This window comes from Shewanella sp. 5S214 (assembly GCF_041439795.1).
Taxonomy (GTDB): Bacteria; Pseudomonadota; Gammaproteobacteria; order Enterobacterales; family Shewanellaceae; genus Shewanella; species Shewanella vesiculosa.
Map to the genome: position 1 here is coordinate 1 of NZ_JBGOOV010000002.1, position 20,545 is coordinate 20,545.

Below are 20,545 nucleotides of genomic sequence, written 5' to 3' on the forward strand. Positions count from 1 at the left end.
GTTCAGAGTTGAATCACGCCAATTGCAAGCAAGGTATGCAAATCATTTATGCCCCAAAACTTGTTAACCCCAGAGTCATTAAAGATTTACAGCATTTAGATTCTCATAGAAAAACTTATGCTCGACATTATTGTTAGTCTAAAACTCATACTTCCTCCAAATGCTTTGCCTTAATTTAAAAAGCAGATTTTCTCCATGTGTAGTAAATGCTGGTTAGCTGTCATTTTATACAGTCGTATTGGTTATTCATCGAATTAGAGGAGAAAAATGCGTGAACTGTGCGCACTTACACTTGTTAGATATGGGATTAATGTGTAATGTCAGATACTTATGGTGTTGATAGTTTAGATGATAGGTTTGAAAACTGCACATACGCACTATATAAAGGGTATGAGTTTTAAATCAAATGGAAACTTGGATAAGTTACAGAAAAATTTGTCAGAGCTATCTGGTACAAATGAAGTCAACTTGGGTGACCTCATGAACCATGAGTTTATTCAAAATAATACGTCTCATGAGAGTTAGATAGAAATGCAAAGGCTGCCTATATTGGCTATACCAAAGCTAACTTACTCAAGGGTCTGAGTAGTAATGCATAACAAGGCCAATGAATCGAAAGGTAAGTAAAAAGGGAATTTATGAACGTATTAATACACTATACAACTCGTAGCTATGTATTTAAATTATTTTCTAAAGTAGGTACATACCCATTTACGATGGAAGACAGAGTTAAAAATGTATCTGATTTTTATAATAAATTTAGTCGTTCACAAGAACATTTATTTTTTGTTGTTAGCTACTATGAACAAGGGAATAATGCTCCTAATTATACCGTATGCCGCATTCTTTTTGATGAAGATTCAAATACCTTTCAGTACTCTTCTGTCCCATCGAATACTAAAAAATTAATATGTAAGGAGTTAGGGCTTAATACTTCAAATACATATGATAAGGAATCATACTATAGAACTTTTACAATAGAGGGGAATGAGAGGGAGTTCAGTAACAATAATAATAAAAATGATTTAAATAAAATTAAAATGAAGTTTTTCACATGGAGCGAATTACTGGATTCTAGTAGTATTCTTTTTAATGTAATTAATGATAAAATATTCAATAAAGAAAATGTTCTTAAAGTTGCAAGTACATATGCACCAAAGATTAAATATACTGATAAACAAAGAGAACTCAAGTATTTTGATGCATTGAAGAGTATTGGGTTTATTTCTAAAACGGGTATAAAAACTTCTAGTACTACTTTACATGGCGATATAGGGGAGTTTTTAATGCATATTATGCTTAGTCAGTTTTTGTCTGAGCAATCGAACGAAAAGTATATTTACCCTAAACTTGTTTTCAAAACCTCGCCAAACATGCCGGTATATGGTAATGATGGGACTATTTATTTGAAAGACAAAAAAGAAATCTACTACTTAGAAGCTAAATTCTATAGTGATTTAAATCGTGCGATTAATAAAGCTATAAAATCATTAACTGAGCATAACGAGGTTAGTCAAGAAGTCTTTAATCATAAAATTGAATTGTTTCGAAATATAAAAACTGATGAGCTTCATGAGGTAATTGAAATAGATGAGGAGGTAAAAGAAAACTTAGTTTTGTTCTTGATTTGTGACGACTTCACAGAATACGACGACATTCTTAATGTTGTTAAAAAAAATACCAAGTTAAATGATTTAAAAAATAATTTTAATATTGTCTTATTTGTTTTACCTATTATAAATAAAAAAGAATACCTTACTTTTTTTAGTGAAAAAAGTAAGGCTGTATGGGAAGAATTAAATGCCAAATAAGTTCGATCCAAATATGAATATTTTAAGAAATTACTTTCTTAAGGGGATATATAGTGGAGAAAATATATCTGAAGCTGAGTTGGATTTCACCAACTTATCAATTTACTCCCAAAGTAACACATTCTTTTCGAGATTTGGTAATGCGATTAAAAAATCCATTTTAGATGAAAGTATAACTCTAACAAATGAACAAATTGAATGCTTAAATATCTTAAATGATAATAATCTGTTCCTAAGTGCGCCTACAAGTTTTGGTAAGACATTTCTTGCATTAGAGTTTATAGCAAGAAATGTAAACTTATTAGAAAATATAATTTTTGTCGTTCCTACCATTTCTTTAATGAATGAGTTGCGTAAGAAATGTTTTAATTTTTTCAATGGGGAATATATATTAATCACCTCGGATGCTGAACTCGATCAATATTATGATGTATCAAAAAAAATTATGATCGTAGTCCCTGAAAGAATAAGCAGTAAGAAATTCAAGAATTATATCGATAGTACTAAGATTGATTTACTTGTATATGATGAAATTTACAAACTTAAATATGAAAAGGAACTAAAGGAAACAAATAGTAGAATTATTAAAATGAATCATATATACAAATACTTAATAAAAAAATCACACAAAATATTATTACTTGGCCCATTCATAAAAAGCGTAGATTTTGATAAAAGTGATATTAAAATTGTGAAATTCATTACAAACTTAAACCTCGTGTATAACAAAATTGAATTAGAACCTGATAAGTCAATAGTTAACTTTAAATTTTCTAATGATAAAAAATTTGTCTACTTTAACTCTCCTAGCAGCATAAGGTCATTTCTTAATAAAACAGATTTAAAAAATGATGAAGACAACTACCATTTGTTTGATAGTGATATAATTGATTGGATATCTGAGAACATTCATCCCCAATGGTATTATTCTATTTATTTAAAGAAAGGAATAGGAATCCATCATGGAAAAACCCCTTTATTTCTTAGAAAATATATTGAACACGAATATTCAAAGGCAGATGGTTGTATACATACAATACTTTGTACAAGTACATTAATGGAAGGTATAAACACTCCAACTAATAAGTTGATTATTTATGATCCACCGCGTGGAACATTTGAATTAAATAACCTTATTGGTAGGGTTGGTCGGTTAAATCCTAAAGACCCTCAAATGGGTGAAATTTATATCTATGATAAAAAAATACTTGAGCTATATAATCCTGATCAATGGATTGATTTAAAAATACTATATGAAATTGATGAGGTCATTACAAACAGCCCGGAAGATGAAATATTATATTTAGAAAAGTCTTCGCGCGATGGTGTGGCAGAAAAGAAAATTCAAGATTTAAAAGAAATATTAGTCGATAACTTTAGAATAGATATTTCTGAAGTTATCGATTCTGAAATTGAAATAAGCCTATTAATTAAATTTATAGAAATATATGACGTAATAACAAAGCATGAGAAAGAATGGAATGTCATCCATGATATTAAATTCAAACTGCTTAATAGTGAAAATTCATATTTAGGAGGGTTGCAGACTAAGAACTACTCCTTTGAGTTTGATAAGGAATATATTTTTGATGCTGTTTATCAATTAATGATTTGCGGAGGTATATTAAAACCTGTAATTGATAAATTTGTAAAAGAATATAGCCCTAATGTTGATGATATTAATAAATTCATTGATACACTTTTTCAGATTGACGAATTTATAAAATTCAAGATGATGAAAGTTGTCGGTATATATGAACTATTTAATAGTAAAAAATTATTTGACAAATCAATAAATAGAGCATTTATTCAAAGTATTCATATGATAGAAAATTACTTTGATTCAATAGATGGCTATGAGCGAATACTAAGTGATTTAGGAATACCACAAGAAGATATTGTCTTAATTGCTAATGAAATAAGTAAATTTCAAGAAGTGGTTGGAACTGAAAATAAATTAAAAAAAATAATAGGGAAAGACTTTTTTAATCGTTTATCACCTTTTAGTAAACGAATTATTGAATCCTTATAGTTTTAAATTTTATTTAAAATATATCATTGCATTACTCAATTAAAGCATGCAAACCTAGTGGTTATTGTTTTAAAAAGTGCAATTTTTGGTCACAACCACCGTTGCATATAACTTGGGAGCTTATCGAGACAGGCATGATAAAAAGAGAGGATTGCTTCAAATATTAGCTTTGGCTCGGCTCTCTTTTTTAGATTTAACTGTGTGATTTTTCGAAACTAAGATCATTGTTATTATGCTCTTAAATTGCGGACACCCATAGGTTTTGGCTTCAACTTATCGAGACTTAGACGTTTTAGTGGGGGAGTCATCTGAAACAAAATCTAGGCTGCTTATGACTTAATCTGTTACGCCCTCAAATAGCCCCATTCTCTTGGGGCTATTTATTACCAGTAGACTGGAAACTTGATCCGCGCCGCGAGCAGTGTTGAACTTCGGTGTGGGCAATATGGGTAAGCGATACTAACATAACAAGCCATACTTTCTCTAATTAAAGTCTCATAAATTAGAATTTAAGCCCTAACTTACTTTTGTCCATAAATGATTTAGATTCCTTGATTGAAAAAGCCTAAATTCAGCTTTGAACTTGAGGCCGTTGAAGAAAATAGCGTGAGCTGGCCATGGATGGCCCGCTAGCTTTCGCGGTACAGGATGTACCATCGGAAGCGTTAGCATTTTCGAATAAGGCCGAGGCAGTCTGCAAATGTAGGTCAAAGTTAAATCTGACCCCATGGCGACTTTTCGCAGCTGTTGTTTTGTAAAGAGCGAAAATGTTGCGGGGCGGCTGGGAGTTCCAAGAGGGAACAGCCGTTGGTTTCCTCTTGGTCTGGTGTGGGCGAAGCGCCACGACGTCAGTGGCCGCAGGCCATAGGTTATAAACCATAAGCTAAAATAGAGCCGCATTTAGTGAAATCAGGGTAAACTTTTATAAAAAGATAAGTTCTAATCCACTTTTTTCCAAAAATGAGTTAGATCGCTTAGTTACAAACAAGGTTGAATCGAAGATAACTAAACGACAGGTGTAATCGCGGCTGTGACCATCGAAAACATCGATATTTTCGCACAGCGCCCAGGGATGGGTTTACAGCGTGTCACGGAAGTGATTGCACTTGGGGAGCAAAACTGGGCAAACATGCGTTCGGGCATTGCTAAACAGTATACTTTTTGGAACAATAATAACCCGTTCAGATGTGGCGGCGGGACTTGAACCTGCGTCCATAAAAAAATCCCTGCTGGCATTACTGCCTGCAGGGATTTTTTGTTAATCAGCATCAAGCTGATTAATGGTCACATATAACGACTAGTTCAATCGTTATTAGCTTTGTTTTTTAACAAACTTCGATTTCAGCATCATTTGGCCATTGCCATCCACTTTACAATCGATGTCGTGGTCGCCGTCGACAAAATGGTTGATCACTGCTTTAGTGCCAACTTTAAGCACGAGTGATGAACCTTTTACTTTAAGGTCTTTGATTAAGGTGACTTTGTCGCCTTCTGCTAATAAGTTGCCGTTGGCATCTTTTAAAATGATAGCGTCTGGATCAACCACTTCTTCATTTGGGTTCCACTCATTGGCGCATTCTGGACAAATTAATAATGTGCCGTCTGAATAAGCGTACGGAGACTCACATTTTGGGCATGGCGGGATTACATCACTCATATCTTTACTCTCAGTGTTCTTGGCAGTTGTCGAACACGTTAACAGCGCTAATACGCAGTTCGACAGGCTTTATCGATTGGCGTGAGATAGAAAAGTATCTACCCTGCCGAATATTGTAATGACATTATAATGCTATTATCACAAATTGACTACCCTAGGATAATAAACCAGCTGATCCACTCACCTGCTAACGTAACGATTGGGATTACCACTAACGTCGCGAATAGCCTAACAATAGGCAAATTAAAGCTTAGCTTTTTACCTGTGGATTGGGGCGACTTTGATTGTCAGCAAAACTCACATCATGCTTTTCGAGGTATTCGCGTATAAGCTGACGGGTGACTTGTGATGGGGTGAGATCTTGCGCAGCACACAGTTGTTCAAATGCCTGCTTTTTTAGCGGGTCCATTAATACAGTAAAACGTGCAGTTTTATTTTCCACAGTGGGCTAGCCTTTCATTACGACATGATAATTTGATTATAATCCAGTGTGTGGCTAAAGACCATATTCTGGATTTTTTATTCGCCGTACGATTAGCTAGAGCCATTAACTTGGGGCATTCACCCGAGTTAAGAAACAACTAGGCAGGGTAAACCTAATGATGCCTTAGCCCGAGTGTGTTTATCTGTTACACAATGCTCGCTAAACGGGGTAACAGCGCTTTAAAACTCGGTCTTGTTGATGAGCTATGCTGCAAGCAATCTTGTACTAACTGGCGCAACATTGTCGCTTGTTGTGTGTTTGGGTTATCGATGAGGTTTAGCATGTCATCGACCAAATAACCAAATGCCTTAACCTCAATCGCTTGCATTAATTGCAAATGCTGTGGGGTAAACTGTTTTAAATTTGAGGCGGCGCCAAAGTCACCAAACAATACGTTATCTTGGGTATTTATCATGATGTTGTGGGCATAGATATCGCCATGGCTAATCCCATTTTGATGTAAATGAGCCAAAATATCAGCCATTTGGCTGGCAATATAAGTTATGCGAGCCCAAGTAAATACGGTTTGCGCTTCAAAGGTGTCGCGGCTACAGGTTTGCAACGACGGCGGTAAACCTAAATTGCCATAGCTTGGCGGGATAAGTTGCATCACTAAACCCAGTTGCTCTGGTTGATTAATTTGTGCCACGACATTGATTAAATTTGGGTGTTCGCCGGCGGTTAAGCAGCAATCAAGCTCATCTGCTGGGTAACCATCGCTGGTCACCATGCCTTTAAACAACTTAATCGCAACATCAGTCTGGCAGCTAAAGCTTGCCTCATCTGAGTGTTCAGCATGGTGAGTGGCTTGGTAAATCAGTCCAGATGCGCCCTGCCCGAGTAACTGACCTAAAGTAAACTGGGTTAATGGCACTACAGGTACGCGAGTATTATCGCAATGTTCAACATGACTGAACGCGTTACCTGCAAAGGCTAACCAGGCTAAGTTAGGTAACTCAAATAACCAATTTGGTAAAGCGGTAAGCTGGTTAGCCGATAATCGGATCAGGGCTAATTGATGGCAGTTTGCCATGCTATTAGGTAATGCTGTTAATCGGTTACCCGCAAGCGCAAGCTTTTCGAGCCGATGACATTGACCTAAACTGTCTGGCAATTGCTCAATTTGGTTATCGGTTAAAATTAACCAACGGGTTTGTTTTGGAATGGATGCTTCCGGTACGGTACGAATTTGATTGGCTTTAAAACCTATCATTTCGAGCTTTGGACACTGACCTAATACAGCTGGAAGATGTTCAAATAGGTTATTCGACACAAACAAGATTTTAAGTTGATGTAAATCGGCAAGGTTATCTGGCAACGACGACAACTGGTTATTGCTAAGATCGAGTACTTCTAGGGTATCGGCTAATTCAAACAGTTTTGTAGGAAATTGCGTAAGTTGTTCAGCGATACTGATCCGTTGATAACCCAGTAACAAACCATCATTTAATTGTTGCAGTGTCTGCATCATGTTTCTCTTTGCCGAAAATTGTCGCCATAGTAATAGACTGCGCCCACGGAGACAAATTTCTGCTAAATTTTTACCAAAAAAAACCACAGCAGTAGCTGTGGTCAAAACGGAGGCTAAAAAACACAAATTGGGGTTGATAATTTTAGCGCCATTTCTAGTACATCAAGTACGGCTTAGAAATGGATTCCTACACACTAGGTTACTAACCTCCATTGACGTTAGTAACCTAAAACAACAAATAACGTTAAATCAGTTCCGCTAACATGCTGTCGGCGTATGTCACTAATTCGCCGCCATCACGCACTTTTGCCACGTAATCTGGATTGGCAATAAATGGACGGCCAATTGCCAACAAATCAAATTTGTTGTCGGCTATGGCTGCACTGCCCGTTTCGGCGGTATAACTACCGACACCCACTAAGGTGCCAGTATAAACACTGCGCAAATAGGTCGATATATTGCCGCCTAAGTAATCAAACTGCATTGAGTCGTCAAAAATACCGCCATGTAAAAACGCTAAATTGCGTTTAGCCAACTCAGGTAATAAATAGTCAAACACATCACGGTCGCGTGGATCGGCGGCCATATTAAAATAGGCACCAGGAGAAACTCGAATAGCTGTGCGATCTGCGCCAATTGTGGCAACCACAGCATCAACAACTTCTAAAGCAAAGCGTGACATGTTTGCCGGAGTTTGGCCGTATTCGTCTTCACGGCGATTGTTGTCATGATGCAAAAATTGGTCAATTAAATAACCATTCGCGGCATGAATTTCAACGCCGTCAAAGCCAGCATCAATCGCATTTGCCGCGGCTTGAGCATAATCAACCACTAACTGCTTAATATCATCTAAGGTGGCCGCTTTTGGTGTTTGATAAACGAGTTCGCGCATTCTAGGCACTGTGCCTTCAACCGCTTGTGCAGAAGAAGAAAGAACATCACCACCATCGAAAAAATGTGGGTGTGCTACACGGCCAGTGTGCCAAAGTTGAGCAAAGATTTTACCGCCACTTTTATGCACGGCATCGGTCACTTTACGCCAACCGTCAATTTGAGCTGGAGTAAATAAGCCAGGGGTGTTTGGGTAGCCTTGGGCATCTGGGCGGATAATTGTCGCTTCACTGATAATTAAACCAGCTTCAGCTCGGCGAGCATAGTAATCAACCATCTTCAGTGTTGGCACAAGGTCATCATCCGCCATACAACGCGTTAATGGTGCCATTAAAATCTTGTTTGATAATGTTAAGGTGTCATTGAGTTTGTAAGGGGTAAATAAACTGGCCGTCATGTGGTTAACTCCATTCTTGAATATGCGTTCAAGATTAATCGTATTTGAATAGACATTCAAGTATTTTTTGAATAGTCGGTAAAATTTAGTTAGACTCAAGTGTGATGAGTTATCACGCTTTGTTGTTAACCAGAAGTGACCAGATATGAGACACGCTGAATTTAATAGAGAAACTGTTTTACGTGCTGCTATGAGCACCTTTTTAGTGAATGGATTCGCTAAAACCAGCATGCAAGATCTCACTAAAGCAACGGGACTACATCCGGGTTCAATTTACTGTGCCTTTGATAATAAAAAAGGCTTATTTATTGCTGCAATTGAGCAATATCAACAAGATCGCAGTAAGCAGTTTGAGCAACTATTTGCCAATGATGATTCAGCGGTAGACAACTTAGGTGCATATTTAGCCCTAATCGTACAAGAATGTTTAAGCTGCGATGCGACCCAGTCATGCTTACTGACCAAATCACTCAGTGAAATGGGCGAGCAAGATGAGCAAATTAGACTTATGGCCTGTGAATTTTTGCAGCTGTGGCAGCAGTCGTTAGCGCAAGTATTTGATACAGCAAAAAAACAGAAGTTAATCGCACAAGACAGTGACAGCCAATTTTTAGCGCAATATTTGGTGATGGGAATATACGGTTTAAGAACGGTGGCTCATACCGAACCTAATATGCAAGTATTACAGCCTTTGGCAGATAAGCTATTAAATGATTTATTACGCTGTGAATCAAATGATTAATCACCATATTGCTAAATAGCAAGTAGCATAGCAATAACCAAAAAAGACACATTGTGGTGTCTTTTTTAGTTTTAGAATCAATAAGTGCTTAGCTCAATACACGCTGTGAATAAACACGCTCACCTAACGAGTTAAGTATTTTGCACTCACCCTCTAACACCGCAATAATTGACTTACCTCGACGAAATGATTCTGGGATCATTACGCGTCCTGTGTTGCTGACATGTAAGTCGGTCATGACAGCATTATGCATTTCTAAACCAACAGGCGCTTCATAATACAAAATAGTCACAGTGGCAGTTGATGTTTGACCTTCAGCAGATTCAGATTTCATATTCGCATTCTCATTTACAGCATACTGGTTCAGGGTAGAAATGATATTGATAACCTAGCTCATCAACTCATCTATTTATCAAAAGGTAAACACTTAATCTATTGATTTTAGACAACAAAAACACCTTTCAACTTATTATTGTATTTTATCATTAAATGATAATTATGTTTAAATTGTATTATTGATTCAAAGTAATTGATACATAAAATTAACAGGCTTGAGATGTTAGTATAAAAATTATTCACTAATGAGACGAGGTGCGAATACTGAATTTAATAATATTTATCGTATTATCAAGCCTATTTACGTGAAATTTAGATCCTGCACCTAAACAGCACAACTAATTCCTGTTAGAATCGATGACAATTTTTAGCCTTAAACATTTAAAAAACGAGATTAAGATGGGCAGAGCATATCAAAATAAAAAAGAGTCCATGGCGAAAACCGCCGGCCAAAAGACACGAATTTACTCACGCTATGGTAAAGAGATTTACATTTGCGCTAAAGGCGGCGTTGACCCAGATGGTAACCTAGCTCTTCGTAGCTTGATTGCCCGCGCAAAGAAAGATCAAGTTCCGGCACACGTTATTGAACGTGCCATTGAAAAAGCTCGTGGCGGTGGTGGTGAAGATTATGATACCGCCCGCTATGAAGGTTTTGGACCTGGCGGTTGTATGGTGATTGTTGATTGCTTAACAGACAACGGTAACCGTACTTTTACTCAGGTTCGCCAAGCATTTGTTAAAAATGATGCCAAGTTAGGTAGCCCTGGTACTGTTGGCCATATGTTCGAACATCAAGCAGTATTTGTATTTGATGGTGATGACGATGAAGCTATTTTAGAACTGCTTATGATGGCTGACGTCGACGTTGCCGATGTAGAGCTTGAAGATGGCATCATCAGCGTATTTGCGCCAGTGTCAGAGTTTAACAATGCCCGCACAGTGTTAACTGAAGCCTTTCCAGAGATTGATTTTAAGGTAGAAAATTTAGCATTTGTGCCACAAACCATGACAGAACTTACTGGCGAAGACATTGAAAGTTTTGAAAAATTCTTAGCTGCTCTTGATGATTGTGACGACGTACAAAACGTTTATCACAACGCTGAGATTAACGAAGAATAAAACTCGCTGAAACGAGAAACGCTACAAGTCTAGGAACTAGATGACTTAGCCGCGAGCCAAACGTCATCTTCCCTAGCATTAGTGTTTTGAAGTATTAGTGTTTTGAGCAGACCAAACTAAAAAACGCAGCTTAGGCTGCGTTTTTTAATGTCGTTTAATCAACGAATGTACTTAACGTAAGTCCATTTCTTGAACTTTTTCGTAAGCAATTTCTGGTGCAGTTACATCTGGTTTTTCATGTAAATCTGCTTTCAATTGACCTTTACGATGCTTTAGTGCCGCATCGAGTTTTTTAGCAGCGCTTGTTATAGCGGGATACATGACTAAATCAGTACCTTTAGCAGCAATGCGAGTTCCTTCATAGTTAGTTCTAATTTCAACATCATATTCACCATGCTCTTTAGCAATGATGATATCTAGCGAGATAAGCGTGGGGAAATGGCTAGCTATTTTAGCGAATTTTTCATCTACGTGTTGTTTGACAGTGTCTGTAACATCAACATGGTGACCAGAAAGATTTATTTTCATAGATTGTCCTTAAAAGAATTTACTTGCCAAATTTATCGCGTGTCACAACTGCATGCTGACATAAATTATGGTGTTGCACAAATGCAGACTGACATATTTAGACATAGGGCATGTGCTTTGCGTCACAAGTACTCAAGTCTATAATGTGTTTTATATCTCCTTGCGTACTTTATCACTGTGCCATTAATAAACGTGCATGGGGTATATCAAATTGACCTAACCCCTACATTGATTAAACATCAGATTACTGATTAAGTATAGACACAATAATGTCACAAAGGTTGCAACTTTTGGCTTGTTCTCACAAGTGATTACAAACCAAACAAATAACCACTAAAAGCAGTTACTTTGTAAGCAACTATACATTTTTTATCTGTTTAGACTTTAGTAAATGAAGTCGAATTAATTTTTTATAAAGGATCCCTATGGCAACGAATCAACTGCAAATCGATATTATTTCTGACGTAATGTGCCCATGGTGCATTGTTGGTTATCGCCGACTTGAACAAGCATTGAGTCAATTTGACGATTTAGAGGTTAAATTGCAGTGGCATCCGTTTGAGCTAAACCCCGCAATGGGGCCTGAAGGGCAACACTTAGGTGAACATATTGCCGAGAAATACGGCTCAACACCGGAACAAAGTACACAAAATCGTCAACGATTAACCCAAATGGGTGCCGATTTAGACTTTGAGTTTAACTTTTCTGACGCATCGCGAATTTATAACACGCTACAGGCCCACCAGCTACTTTATTGGGCGGCGGAGTCTGGCAAGCAAACTGAATTGAAACTGGCGTTGTTCAGCAGCTACTTTACTGATCAGAAAAACCCAGATGACATTGAAGTTCTCATTGAAGCAGCCACAAAGGTAGGCTTAGATGCTGATGAGGCACGAGCAGTGCTCACAGACAAACGCTTTGAAACTGCGGTAAAAGAGGAAGAGCAACTGTGGATCAGCCGCGGGATCCAAGCCGTCCCCGCCATTGTGTTTAATCAACAATATTTAGTCTCTGGCGCACAAGATCCCGACACTATTGCTGAATTAATTAGTAAACTGACGACAGAAGACGCTTAAACCGTTTTAATTAAACAAATAAAACCCAGCTTGCGCTGGGTTTTGTGTTTACTGGATAATCACTAAACCTAGTTCAACTTTGTCACTAATAAAGTAGGTGACTCAGAGCTTGGACCTGTTACCGTAAAGCGATAGGTACCGGCGCTTGTGGCATTAAAGTGCATGTTTGCGCCTTTTTTCGCTAAGGTTTTCAACAAACCTTCACTCACAGCGTCATCGCCTGCTATGGCACCAAAATCAATTGTCGACCAATCTGCTGTCGCGATTTTAAATTCATTATCACCGGCGGCTAACACAATATCGACTTGGTAAATAGATGATCCCTGATAGGCCAATGCATCTACTTCGCCCCAGCCATTCATGCCACCTCGAATGTAAACGGTATTACCGACAAACATGTCTGTTTTGTCGATGGTCAAAATAGGGGCATTACGATTACTCATATCAAAGGTAAAACTGTACATCGCATCTGTTTCAATATTGATGCTTAAATTGCCACCTTTTACAGCCAGTGCTTTGCCAATACTCAGCTGCACTGTGCCATCTGCATCTAAGCTACCATAATCGACGCTATCCCAGTCGCTAGAGGCCATTTTAAAGCCTTTGGTTCCAGCGGTAACCATGACTTCAGCACGATATATACTGCCACCTAAATAGACCATTTCATTATCGGTAGACCAGCCATTCATGTCACCGCGTAAATATACTGGGGTGTCAGCAAAAGGCTCTTGGTTATATACCGATAACACAGGGTTCTGCTTGTCTGCCGCATTTAATGAGAACACGTAGGTTGCGTCACGTGATGCTGTAAAGGTCATGTTAGCTCCTTTGGCAGCAAGCAATTCAGCCACATTTTCATCAACAACGGCCACATCACTAGAAATTGCACCAAAATCAACTGTGTTCCAATCTGCTGATGCCAGTTTAAAATTATAACTATTTGCAGTTAAGGTAATCGCAATACGGTATTCGCCATTACCGACATAAGTGAGCTTATCAACCTCACCCCAGCCATTCATATCGCCACGCACAAATACATCTGTACTGCCAAAAGGGACAACATCTGGTGCGCCTGCTGTCGCATTGGCTGTTAAGCCCTCGCCTTGCATTTCGCCTTGTACTTTAACAAACACAGCAGTGGTGTAAGCGGGTACGGTAAATGTGCCTTCACCATCTCCTTGAGTAAAGCTAGCGTTTTGCACCTCGTTGTCTATCGACACTTGCTGCTTTGCATGCAAGCTAAAACCGCTAGCGGTGGCAATGGTCTGAGTTTGCTCTTGAGCACTACCATTAACCATCACCACAATGGCATCAACGCTTGGATCGATATCGGTTAAGCCTGCGCCGTCGTCAATGCTCATCACAATCACGCCCTGCTTTTGGTTTTTACCGATATTATGAAAGCCCACTCGGTCGATAATGTCTTGCGCTGTGGTTAAACGGAACAATTTACTTTGGTGACGGATGGCCAAGAACTCATTGAATACCGATGATGCAAAATCGATTTCAGACATAGATGCAGCAGCATTGGGGTTAGCCGAAATCCCACTAATCACACTCCACTTAGTCTCGTTATCTTGTGCTAACGGTAACCCAACATTCCAATTATTGCTGTTTTTGGTAAAGTCGACCCAGTTAAACCAATCGCCGGCATCATAGGTGTTACGATCCATCGATTTAGAGCGCAACATGTCGCCACCCATTTGTAAAAAGGGGATACCTTGGCTCATTAATGGAATGGTTGCGGCAATGTTTTGTACCCGAACGCGGTGTTCAAGTGATAAACCAACATCATGTTTGTATTGTAAAATATCCCATAATGTTTCGTTGTCGTGCTTGGACACATAGTTAATGCTGTCGGCAGGGTCTAACGCGTAAGCTGTTGGTTGGCTGTTCCAGCTAAAGCTACTGCCTTTAGCTGAATTACCGTTAAAGTCTTTTAACACGAAGTTTTGTAAGTTACCTGCCATGGATAAACGTAAGGTGTCTTGATCACGTAAGTAATCATCTTTTTTGTCTGTAGCAAATAATGCTCCACCGCGCACAGCTTCACGGATACGATCGTTAAACGTTCCTACTTCAGAACCCGCCATATTCGCTTGTACAGCTTGCTCAAATAAGCGATTGTCGGCAACCTCACCAAAGTTCCAACCTTCGCCATAGAAATAGTTGTCGGGATCAACCGCTTGCACAGCATCACGCGCGGCTAAAATACTGCTTTTGGGCATGTGACCCATCACATCAAAACGGAAGCCGTCGTAACCGTACTCTTTAGCTAAAATCACCAGAGAGTCGGTGACAAACTTATCCATCATACGGTGCTCGGTAGCAGTATTATCGCAACAGGTAGAGGTTTCTATTTTACCGCTGATCTCGTTATATCTGTGGTAGTAACCCGGTACAAGCTTATCAAATACTGAGTTATCCCATAGGCCCGATGCACTAGTATGGTTATAGACCACATCGAGTACCACACGTAAGCCAAGTTCATGCAGCGCTTGGTTCATGGCGCGCAGTTCTTTAACGCGTGCAATACCCTCTGGGCTTGAGGCATAACTGCCTTCTGGTGCAATAAAGTGATGCGGATCGTAACCCCAGTTAAAACCGTCATAACTGCGTAGCGCGCCGACTAAATCTTGTGCGTCTGCAGAACCAGGTAAGAAGTCAGCTAAAATAGATGCGATTGTCGCGGCTTTATCTTGAGTTTTACAGGCGTTAGCTGTATCGCTAATTTGGGTGCACAATTTGCCGAGTGTATCGGTGATTTCAATGCGTTTTGTGAGATCTTCATCGATAGTGGCAATATCCGTTGTTGGTAGCACATGAAAATGTGTTACCCCTGTTTCAGCCAATTTACGTAAATGCTCAACTGGCGCACTCCCCGTCTCGGTAAATGCTAGGTACTTACCACGGTTAGCTGCAGAAGTGCTTTCATCCCGAGCACTGAAGTCACGCACATGACCTTCGTATATCACGATATCTTCAGGATTTTCAACAGTCATTACCGTATGACCGTCCCACCCAGCGGGCTTGAGATCAGCATCGCTTAAATGAATAAACTGACTATAACGGCCATTAGTAGACACATTTAATGAGTAAGGATCGGTGCTTTCTAGGGTTTCTATTTTCTTCGAAATGGGGTGATATACCTTCAGCTCATAGCGATAGTATTGGCGGTCTAAGCTCATGTCACCGCTAAAGGACCAAATACCGCTTGCTGCATTTAAGGTCATTGCGTGGGTTTTAGTGAGCTTTTTAGCGCTGTCAAAAATCTTTACATTAACGGATATTGCCGTTGGTGCCCATACGTTGGCGCTAATGTTGCTGCCGTCATAAATCACACCTAAATTAGCCTCGTCGGCGTCATTATCACCTTTGGTATACAAGTCATCGAGCACTTTAGCGACCTGCACATTCGTTGCTGCTATGGGTTTATTATCACTATCGTAAGCCACCAGCACCAGCTGCTCTTTGGCCATGGCTTTCGCTTCATCGGCAGTAAAGCTAGCTTGGTAGGCTGGCCAACTTGCTAAATGTGGCACTAATACTTTTTGTGCATCACTGAGTTCAGTTTCGATTAACTCTAGCTGCGCCCCATTGATATTACCGTCGTTATCGACCTCAATACCCGCAGTGGCTGAGTGATGTAAGACAAACTTCGCCACGCCGTCGGCAGGCTCATTCCATACAAAAGTGTTTTGATCTAACCAATGCGCACTGGCACCATCAATAGAAAACCCAACGTCTAAAATAGGATAATCATACACATCTCCTTCACCATGAATAGTGAAGTTAGCCCGATTAAACTGTGCTTCTGGCGCACTATCATCTTCATAGGCTTTAAGGTTCATGGTTAAGTCAGTGTCACCCAGCGCTTTACCCGAACCTTCGGTCCCAACATGGATAATAAAGTTGCCGCAGTCGCTATAGCCGTCTTTTAAGTTAATTAGCCAATAAGCACCATAGTTGGGATCGATACCATCGAACGAGTGACCATTGGCCCAGTCGCTTGAGTCATATGGAGGCGCATAGGCATCGCAGGTGTCGTTGTTCCAAGTGTGGAGTTTATAACCGGGATAATTTGGATTACTGCTGCTGTTGTCTTTGTCTTTGATACGGTTGTAATACAACACAGCCTGATTTGGCCCAGCCAATACAACAGGCATAGGTAGTTCAGAATTGTAGCCAACGATACAACTTTCATTTTTAACATCTGGAAATTTAGGTGCTGGGCAGCTTAGTGGCGGCGGCGCCACACATTCAGTCCCCGCGGCATTAGGCACATTGGGTACATTACAAGTTAATAATACTTCCCCTGGTGCTGACGAATCACCACCACAACCCATCAGTGTGGCCATACTTAGCGCAAATACACTGATCGTCGACATTATTGATTTAATCATCATGACTGACTTCTCCCTATCGCATGTTGCCCATTGGCAATCGGATAATTTTTATTTGTTTTTATAAGTAACCTGAACTCGAGATAATAAACGCCTTTCAAACAACCCTTTGTCTTGCTAACTACGTTGAATTAATTTGCCATAGGCTCGCTATTGACGCGTTAATTCACCTTGTGAGTAAAACAAATGACAAGTTTGGCAGTGAAATCTAGTTAAGGTTTTGATTATTATCGTTATAAATACACACTTCATCCCGAGTTCAGATTAAGCAATAAACCCGCTTGTTGGTTACATGGCATAAGTGAACCCCAAATAAAATTCGCGGCCAAAGTACTGTAAAGTGCCGGTTTTATTTTGGTTACCGAAATAACTTTTAGTCGGTTCATCGGTGAGGTTATTGACTTGAAACAGCAGGCCTAAGCCGTCATTCACTTGGTAAGATGCTTGATAGTCGATCACGGTTTCTGCGTCAAAGTTCACCACTTGCTCATTAATGGCCACTTGCTCAGACACAAATTCGTCGCGAAAACGCGCACTGACACGAGTTTCAAACCCTTCATAGGAATAAAACAAGGTTGCACTGACCACGTTGTTAGACAAGCCCGGTAGGTCTTGAGTTGTGGTGTCGCCACCAAGACTAGTAATAGACTGCACTTCTGATTCGGTATACGAATAGCTGGCATTAAAGCCTAAGCCGGACCATGCATCAGGAAGTGAGGCAAACACTTGGGTATAAGCCAGTTCTAAGCCGCGAATATAACCGCCTTTGGCATTATTAACGGCGGTGGTATAGGTACCGTTAGTGGTGGCAATTTGTTCACCACTGATCTCATCGACAATGTAATCTGGCACGTTAAAACCATTTGCTTGAAAATCGAAGTTTTCAATGGCAATCGTGTCGATAAATGAGTCTATATTTTTGTAGAATACCGCCGCAACAAAGGCGCCTTCATCAAAATAGTACTCGTAAGACAGGTCATATTGATCGGCATAAAATGGCATTAAAAATGGGTTATTAGTGCTCGAACCATTAATCTTGCCATCGTCTGATACCGACGCACTGATATCGCCCGCTAAGCGGTTAATTGGCGGGCGTGACATGACTTTGGCAGCCGCGACGCGGATTTGAGAGTCATCGGTGATTTTAAAATTTAAGTTAATCGATGGTAGGTAATCGGTGTAGCTGATACCTTGAACCGTCGACACATAGTTTTGGTTGATAATGCCAATACTGTCAGTAATATTTTGCGCACCGAGGTTAATATCGCCATCAACGTTTTGTAGCATAGTGGCAGATTGATCGGTATCAACCATGCGCACACCAATATTACCGGTCACTGGCATGCCGCCAATTTCAGTATTGATATTGGCCATCACATAGGCAGATATCACTTTTTCATACACTTCACCACTTTGCAAAACAGTCCAAGAGTAGTTAGTGGTATAGCCTTGAGGATCTACAACCCCGTCAGCATTACCCCAAGTTTGTACCGGTTGTGGAATACCATCAGGGAACCAAGCATTTAATGCTGCGTCCAAATCAATCGCTAAGTAAGAAGGAAAGTAGCTAAAATCACCTTGCCAATCGACAACTGTGGTCATGTCTTCGGTCAGTTTAAGCGGTGGCTCAGACTTTGAAAAAGCACCGTCGTTACCGTATTCAAATACCGAACGATTATTAGAGTAAGTACGATCTGAATAACGGGCACCAAATTCTACACTGGATATAATGTCGGTTTCTAAATCGTATTTAAAATCGACTCGGTAGGCTTTCATTTCATCCTCATTCACAAAAGGATAAATACCGTATTTGCTGACCATCACTCGGTCTACATCAGAAAAAGCCTCCGCTTGATTAAAACCGATATCGGGTAAATCTAGACCATTGAGCAAGTAACTAATTGACACATTCTCATCGAATATCGGTGTGTCGGCATTGGCATCGACGGCCACATTTGACCACAATAAACCATTACGGAAGTCACTTTTGGCTGACGACAACGACACATCAAGATTGACATTGAGCTTATCGGTAACTTGCCAATCCGCATTGACACCAAAACTGTTTACTTCATCAAAATCTTGGTTGTCATCATTAACAATTTCAACTCGAGTGTAGCTTTTAGAGGTGCGATTAAACGTACCGCCAATCACGCTGTTGCCATCATATACAGGATTGGCGACACTGGCATTGCGACCACCCAATTTTGCTCGAAATCCTCGTGCAAATGATTCGCTGTCAAAACGAGACATAAATGCATCGGCTTTAACCACAAAGTTATCAACGGGTGCCCACTCAATTGCGCCCATGTAACCATTGCGAGTTTCAACGCCACCTAAATGCTGCATTTCAAACCCTTCGCTGATGTATTCAAAGTCTGGGTTATCAACCGGGCCGTTAGTGTCGTTTGCCAGACCATCTAGCTCTTTTGAGTCGTTGTACGCTAGGCCAATAAATTGGGTGGCAACACTGGGCTGTTCTAGGCGGGCATAACCGACTGCAATACCTAAGGTATCTTCTAAAAACTTACCTTGGTAAGAAAAGCTTAAACGGCTGCCATATTCTTCTGCGCCAAACACTTCACTGGCACGATCGTTATGCATACCCCGGGCATTAATAACAAAGCTATAATCTTTATCGATACTCAGTGGGCTGACGGTTTGTAACTCAACCGTACCTGCAACGCCGCCTTCTATAAGCGATGCTTTAGGCGATTTATAAACCGCTGCTGAGCTAATCAACTCAGAGGGATATTGATCAAACTCAATACTGCGCGAACCGCTGGTTGATACCTGCTCGCGGCCATTTAAGGTCGAAAATACAAACCCACCAGACATGCCGCGAATGTTAATTTCTGCCGCCTGCCCACCAGTACGTACTGCAGAAATCCCCGGTAAGCGTGTTAATGCATCTGCCATTGATACATCAGGCAATGCCCCCAAATCATCTGCCGACAACTGCTCTGACACTGTGTCACTAAACCGTTTTGAGTTAAGTGAATCAATGAGACTGCGGCTGTAACCTTTGACCGCAATACGTTCAATCGGCTCGTCACTTGCTGCAAGACTGACTACAGCACTGGTGGCGACAAGCTCACTTGCATTAGCGTCATCGGCCGTCGTCGCAGGCTTATTGACTTCAATACTTTGTTTAGCGGCACTTGGCTGTTCAAGCGGATTAACATCATCATTAGCCATTGCAATATGAGGCATGAACATCACGCTCACACCTGCTGCCACTAAGGCTAATGACAATAAACTGGGTTTGCTTTTGAGCATTGGTTTTTCCCTCACCATATCGACTTATTAGTGATCCAATACTCAGTTATCTCGCGCAGACAAATCTAAATATTGGACATTTATTATTCCGATATACTAGGCATTAGCTTGAATAACACACAACACAATGCATACGTATTCATTACAAATTGATAACATAACCTTGTTTTAAAACACATAACTAAATAGTCATGTTAACCATGTAAGCAACTGATTTTAAAGTTATCTGATTCACTTTGATGCATAGCGGTTTCGCAACATTGATTACCACGATTTAGTCACATTTGGTGGGTGTTTCAATTTGACTATTCAGATC

The 20,545-nt window shown here is 40.0% G+C and carries 13 protein-coding genes; 5 read left to right on the forward strand and 8 right to left on the reverse strand.

Features of this window, described 5'->3' with window-relative positions; all coding sequences use genetic code 11:
• Positions 1-638: 638 nt before the first annotated feature.
• Together ACED29_RS01395 and ACED29_RS01400 are read left to right on the forward strand one after the other, a co-directional pair.
• The gene (locus ACED29_RS01395; protein WP_371696801.1) at positions 639-1,811 is read left to right on the forward strand and encodes a DUF1837 domain-containing protein; all 1,173 of its coding nucleotides are present in this window, start codon (positions 639-641) and stop codon (positions 1,809-1,811) included.
• Entirely contained in the window at positions 1,801-3,843 is a 2,043-nt protein-coding gene (locus ACED29_RS01400) for a DEAD/DEAH box helicase (protein ID WP_371696803.1), read from the forward strand. Before ACED29_RS01395 ends, ACED29_RS01400 begins: the two co-directional genes overlap by 11 nt.
• Positions 3,844-5,155: 1,312 nt before the next feature.
• On the opposite strand, the gene ACED29_RS01405 is transcribed toward ACED29_RS01400, so the two are convergent.
• From ACED29_RS01405 to ACED29_RS01420, 4 genes are all read right to left on the reverse strand, one after another.
• The gene (locus ACED29_RS01405) at positions 5,156-5,500 is read right to left on the reverse strand and encodes a zinc ribbon domain-containing protein YjdM (RefSeq protein WP_011636566.1); all 345 of its coding nucleotides are present in this window, start codon (positions 5,498-5,500) and stop codon (positions 5,156-5,158) included.
• A gap of 250 nt (positions 5,501-5,750) precedes the next feature.
• Positions 5,751-5,942 (reverse strand): CopG family transcriptional regulator, encoded by a 192-nt coding sequence (locus tag ACED29_RS01410; RefSeq protein WP_101085561.1) that lies wholly within the window; start codon positions 5,940-5,942, stop codon positions 5,751-5,753.
• A 187-nt stretch (positions 5,943-6,129) separates the two neighbouring features.
• Positions 6,130-7,452 (reverse strand): leucine-rich repeat-containing protein kinase family protein, encoded by a 1,323-nt coding sequence (locus ACED29_RS01415; protein ID WP_371696912.1) that lies wholly within the window; start codon positions 7,450-7,452, stop codon positions 6,130-6,132.
• 247 nt (positions 7,453-7,699) lie between these two features.
• A complete protein-coding gene (locus tag ACED29_RS01420; protein ID WP_182754833.1) occupies positions 7,700-8,743 on the reverse strand; it encodes an alkene reductase in 1,044 nt (347 codons plus the stop codon).
• A gap of 145 nt (positions 8,744-8,888) precedes the next feature.
• Here ACED29_RS01420 and ACED29_RS01425 point away from each other — a divergent pair, with 145 nt between their 5' ends.
• On the forward strand, positions 8,889-9,485 hold the full coding sequence (locus tag ACED29_RS01425; protein WP_124017552.1) for a TetR/AcrR family transcriptional regulator: 597 nt from the start codon (positions 8,889-8,891) through the stop codon (positions 9,483-9,485).
• Between the two features lie 88 nt (positions 9,486-9,573).
• Here ACED29_RS01425 and ACED29_RS01430 read toward each other — a convergent pair whose 3' ends face one another.
• On the reverse strand, positions 9,574-9,819 hold the full coding sequence (locus tag ACED29_RS01430) for a TIGR02922 family protein (protein WP_182697920.1): 246 nt from the start codon (positions 9,817-9,819) through the stop codon (positions 9,574-9,576).
• A gap of 401 nt (positions 9,820-10,220) precedes the next feature.
• Between ACED29_RS01430 and ACED29_RS01435 the strand changes: the two genes are divergently transcribed.
• Positions 10,221-10,943, forward strand: coding sequence for a YebC/PmpR family DNA-binding transcriptional regulator (locus ACED29_RS01435; RefSeq protein ID WP_124017554.1), 723 nt, complete (start codon positions 10,221-10,223; stop codon positions 10,941-10,943).
• A gap of 171 nt (positions 10,944-11,114) precedes the next feature.
• Here the strand turns inward: ACED29_RS01435 and hpf are convergent, their stop codons facing one another.
• A complete protein-coding gene (gene hpf / locus ACED29_RS01440; RefSeq protein WP_011636558.1) occupies positions 11,115-11,471 on the reverse strand; it encodes a ribosome hibernation-promoting factor, HPF/YfiA family in 357 nt (118 codons plus the stop codon).
• A gap of 425 nt (positions 11,472-11,896) precedes the next feature.
• On the opposite strand from hpf, the gene ACED29_RS01445 reads away from it, so the two are divergent.
• Positions 11,897-12,547 (forward strand): DsbA family oxidoreductase, encoded by a 651-nt coding sequence (locus ACED29_RS01445; RefSeq protein ID WP_371696805.1) that lies wholly within the window; start codon positions 11,897-11,899, stop codon positions 12,545-12,547.
• Positions 12,548-12,615: 68 nt separating this feature from the next.
• On the opposite strand, the gene pulA is transcribed toward ACED29_RS01445, so the two are convergent.
• Complete coding sequence (gene pulA / locus ACED29_RS01450) at positions 12,616-16,953, reverse strand: pullulanase-type alpha-1,6-glucosidase (RefSeq protein WP_371696806.1); 4,338 nt, start codon at positions 16,951-16,953, stop codon at positions 12,616-12,618.
• Between the two features lie 285 nt (positions 16,954-17,238).
• Positions 17,239-20,229, reverse strand: coding sequence for a TonB-dependent receptor (locus ACED29_RS01455; RefSeq protein WP_124017557.1), 2,991 nt, complete (start codon positions 20,227-20,229; stop codon positions 17,239-17,241).
• Positions 20,230-20,545: the final 316 nt, after the last annotated feature.